The following is a 3,523-nucleotide window of genomic DNA, read 5'->3' on the forward strand; positions in this document are numbered from 1 at the left end:
GATAATTGAAAATGTAAAAAGAAAAATATTACTCCACAGGATATAGTGTCTGATCTTAGATTTGATGATAATAAATGCCCGAATTAGTGCCAGCAAGGTATACAGGTGCATTGGGATCGTGAAATATGATCTGTGCTCCCGTACCCATTCAAAATCCTGAGTTATGCCCGTGTAGAGGACAAGACCCGCGGCTGTCAGGAACATCAGAACGCAAAAAATGTCGAGGCGTTTTGAAAAGGAGACGTTGTATTGCCGGATATCTGCAAACACATTGATAAACCGAACGTACACGGAGGTGATTACAAAAAGTAAAGGAGTGAGAAGATGTTTGTGGATTTCATAGGATTTTTGAAAAATATCAAACCTCAATACATCGTCAATCCGAAGGAAAAAGTAAAATGTAAATAGTAAGAGGTAAAACGCGTATAACAAGTAATCCTGTTTTTTGTTTTGTACAAACAGGAGTAGCATGTATAAACCCATCACTGCAAAAGACCCCACAAAAAAGAATGAGGTAACAAGAGCTTTGGTAATCTCCAAAGGTTCTGCGATCGATATACTCTGGCCCATATCGGCACTCTGGAAAAAAAGTGCAAGTGGGTACCCGACGACCAAAAATGACAAGAGGTTTATAGGCACTGAAAAGGGAGGTATATTGCTCAATTAACTGGTTTCTGGTTACTTAAGATAATCATTTATTCATAAAAAATGCTTTCCGGGAGGCATGAACACTTTTGAGACCCTTGTGAATTTTGTGAAGTAACTCAGAATGGATGGCCTACCTTTATGTTACTCCACCATAAACACAATAAAACACCTTATTTCAAGGTTCTATGGGTGAGGGTATGAAAGTTGGAAGTAGTGGATTATAGGCAAGGATGCTTCCATCCCGGACCCTGGTTTCAGATATTTTAATGCGGCAAACCGGAATATTTCATAGTTTTGTAAGAACCATGAAGGCAATTGTTTTTAAAATAGCATCCCTTTTTATGGCACTTTTGGTGCTGTTCTCCACCTTTTCGTTTTCCGTGGGGATGCACTTCTGTGGGGATCATCTGGTAGACCTCAGTCTTTTCGAAAGTGCTGAGGCCTGTGCCATGAACCCCGAACCAGCAACAACGGCTTCCTCTTGTGAGAACCTGGAAATGGACATGGATTGTTGCTCGGATGTAGCCTTTGTGGTGGAAGGCCAGCAGGAACTGAATCTCTCTTTTGAGCCCATGACTTTTGAGCAGCAGCTCTTTGTCACTTCTTTTGTTTACAGCTATATACGTCTTTTCGAAGGCCCTTTGGGGGATACTTCGCACTTTAAGGACTATGCTCCCCCTCCGCTGATACGGGACGTCCAGATCCTGGATCAGACTTTTCTCATTTGATTTTTAAACCCATTGAAATTCAGACCTGATGGCGCCTTGCCGTTCGGGTCAAACCTGTTGATTCAGGCTAGTCGTTTGTGCGATTTCTAATGGTTTAAGAATTGATTCCTATGCTGAATAAAGGCATTAAATTTCTTATAGAGAATAAGCTGATTGCGGTTCTGTTACTCCTTTTGTTTGTCGGATGGGGTACCGTCAATGCTCCGTTTGACTGGGATACCGGGTCCCTGCCCAGAAACCCTGTGGCCGTGGATGCCATTCCGGATATTGGGGAGAACCAGCAGATTGTTTTTACCCAATGGCCGGGACGCTCCCCTGAGGATATTGAAGATCAGATTACCTACCCGCTGACCACCTCCCTTTTGGGGATTCCCGGGGTGCGGACGGTGCGGAGTTCATCTATGTTCGGGTTCTCCAGCATCTATATCATCTTTGAAGAGGATGTGGAGTTCTATTGGAGCCGCAGCCGTATTTTGGAAAAACTAAACTCCCTGCCGACCAACCTCCTGCCGGAAGGGGTGAACCCTGCCCTGGGCCCTGATGCCACCGGTTTGGGTCAGATATTCTGGTATACCCTGGAGGGACGGGATGAAAACGGCAATGTCACGGGTGGCTGGGACCTGCAGGAGCTCAGGAGTATTCAGGATTACTATGTGAAGTACGCCCTGTCGGCTGCCGGCGGTGTCTCGGAAGTAGCTTCCATTGGCGGATATGTTCAGGAGTACCAGATCGATATAGATCCGGAGCTTATGAAGCAGTACGGGATTGGACTGCAACAGATTGTCAATGCCGTAAAGCGGAGCAATCGGGATATTGGAGCCCAAACCCTGGAAATCAACAAGGCGGAATATCTGGTTCGGGGTCTGGGGTATATTGAGTCTCTGGAAGATATCAGGAATACGGTAGTCAGTTCAGAGGCGTATACTTCCCTGCGTATTGGTGATGTGGCAAAAGTCTCCCTGGGCCCAGCGGAGCGGAGGGGAATACTCGACAAGGAGGGTGCTGAAGTCGTCGGCGGAGTAGTGGTCGCCCGGTATGGCTCTAACCCTTTGGAAGTTATTGAGAATGTCAAGGATAAAATACGGGAGCTCAGCGCCGGGTTGCCCACAAAAGTACTCAGCGATGGGAGAACCACACAACTAACCCTTGTCCCGTTCTACGACCGGACGGAGCTGATTGAGGAAACCCTGGGAACCCTGAATGAGGCCCTCACCCTGGAGATACTTATCACGGTCCTGGTCATCGTGATAATGGTTTTTAACCTCAGGGCTTCGATTCTGATCTCGGGCCTCTTGCCCGTGGCGGTGCTGATGGTATTTATCGCCATGAAGATCTTTGGGGTGGATGCAAATATCGTGGCCCTTTCAGGTATTGCCATTGCCATAGGCACCATGGTTGATGTAGGGGTTATTTTATCTGAAAATATTATACGGCACCTGGAGGAGCATAAGAAAAAACTCCCGGTAAATACCATTGTATACAATGCTTCTGCGGAAGTCTCCGGGGCCATAGTAACAGCTGTGATGACGACCATCATCAGTTTTATCCCGGTCTTTACCCTGATCGGAGCCGAAGGAAAATTATTCCGCCCCCTCGCTTTTACCAAGACTTTTGCCCTGACGGCGTCCATCATTGTCGCCCTCTTCCTGATTCCCCCTTTTGCCGCCTTCCTGTTTCAGAAAAAGCGGAGTAAGAGTGTTTTGGGGTATGTACTGAGTGTGGTTCTCATCATTACGGGCCTTGTAGGAATTGTTTACGGGTATTGGTTGGGGTTGGCACTCATGGCCTTTGGCACCGTACGCCCCCTGAAAAACGCGGAATTGGCAGGGCGGCTTTTTAAGGGTTTTTCACTTTCTGAAAGGCAGGCTACGCTTTGCAATATCATCATTTCCGCCGCTGCCATTGTATTCCTTCTGGCGACCTACTGGCGCCCCCTGGGCTTTGATCGCAGTATATTGATTAACCTGATATTTGTGGGGTTGATTTGTTTTAGCCTGCTCGCGGGGTTTACACTTTTTAGAAAATACTACAGTCAGATCCTCAGGTGGGCCCTGCGCAATAAAGTGGCCTTTCTGAGTATACCCCTGGCGATTGTCATCCTGGGTGGTTTCATCATGCAGCACACGGGAAAGGAGTTTATGCCTGCC

At 47.1% G+C, this 3,523-nt stretch carries 3 protein-coding genes; 2 read left to right on the forward strand and 1 reads right to left on the reverse strand.

Annotated elements, in window-relative coordinates:
* Positions 1-663, reverse strand: a 663-nt coding sequence (locus WBV75_RS08215) for a 7TM diverse intracellular signaling domain-containing protein (RefSeq protein ID WP_424120149.1), incomplete at its 3' end; no start/stop codon positions are given.
* A gap of 290 nt (positions 664-953) precedes the next feature.
* Here WBV75_RS08215 and WBV75_RS08220 point away from each other — a divergent pair.
* Positions 954-1,376: an HYC_CC_PP family protein gene (locus tag WBV75_RS08220; protein ID WP_424120150.1), complete on the forward strand. Its 423-nt coding sequence runs from the start codon at positions 954-956 to the stop codon at positions 1,374-1,376.
* A gap of 110 nt (positions 1,377-1,486) precedes the next feature.
* Positions 1,487-3,523 (forward strand): efflux RND transporter permease subunit (locus WBV75_RS08225; RefSeq protein ID WP_424120151.1); only part of this gene is annotated, 2,037 nt, incomplete at its 3' end.

Source organism: Robiginitalea sp. (assembly GCF_049588695.1).
Lineage (GTDB): Bacteria > Bacteroidota > Bacteroidia > Flavobacteriales > Flavobacteriaceae > Robiginitalea.